The organism is Angustibacter peucedani, from assembly GCF_054779595.1.
On the sequence record NZ_BAAGXY010000114.1, the window covers coordinates 1 to 993 of the forward strand.

The 993-nt window shown below is 37.5% G+C and carries 1 protein-coding gene; it reads left to right on the plus strand.

Annotated features, from left to right (window positions below; all coding sequences use genetic code 11):
- Positions 1-159: 159 nt before the first annotated feature.
- Positions 160-993: DDE-type integrase/transposase/recombinase (locus tag ACYVJ4_RS16575; RefSeq protein WP_460461234.1), on the plus strand; the 834-nt coding region annotated here is incomplete at its 3' end.

The following is a 993-nucleotide window of genomic DNA, read 5'->3' on the forward strand; positions in this document are numbered from 1 at the left end:
CATAGCTTTTGAGTTTAGTTTTAAATAAGTTTTACTATAAAATTGTAAAAATTTCAAAACTGTTGTGAGATAATACATATGTGACAAGCATATACAAAAAAAGAAAGGTTTCTGATATAATGTAAATCTACCAAACCACATTAAGGAGAAACCTTTCATATGAGTAGTATATCAGAAATATACCGTGTTCGTCAACGGGCAATTGAGTATGCAATAAAACATAATAATAATTCAAAGGCAGCAGTGAAATATAAGACATCACGTCAGCAGATAAAACGTTGGAGAGACAGATACGACGGCACAGTCCAGTCTCTTCTGCCAAAAAGCAGAAGACCTAAAAGCCACCCAAACCAGCACACGCAAGAAGAAATAGAGCTGGTTATGAAAAAGTACAGGAAATTTGGCTATGAAGGGCTGGCAGAAGTTTATGTCAAAGCAAGAAAGGAAGGCTATAGCCGTACATATGATTCAATGTGCAGGATAATAAGGAAAATGAAGGGCAATGCCAAAGAAAAGCCTAAAAAGCTATATAAGAGAAAGAAGAAGGTTGAACAGGCGAAGTACCCTGGGGAAAGAGTACAGATAGACATAAAATATGTTCCGGAAGAATGCATACAGTTTGGCACACGTGACCAGAAGTATTATCAAATAACGGCATTAGATGAATATACAAGAAAAAGAGTGTTAAGGATAGCAGATGAAAAAAGTACCTATCAGACTGCAAAGTTTCTAGAGAACTTGGAAAAGGAGCTGGGATTTGACATAAAGAAAGTTCAGACAGACAATGGGAGAGAGTTCACAAATTCTGAAAGTGATAAGAAAACACTGTTTGAGCTGAAACTGGAGGAGAAGGGGATAGAGTACGGGACAACTCGTCCATATTCGCCATGGGAGAATGGGAAAGTGGAAAGAAGCCACAGGCTTGACAGCAAGTACTATGCAGACAAGAAATTTAAAAGCAAGGAAGAACTGTTAAGGGCAATAAGGAAATAC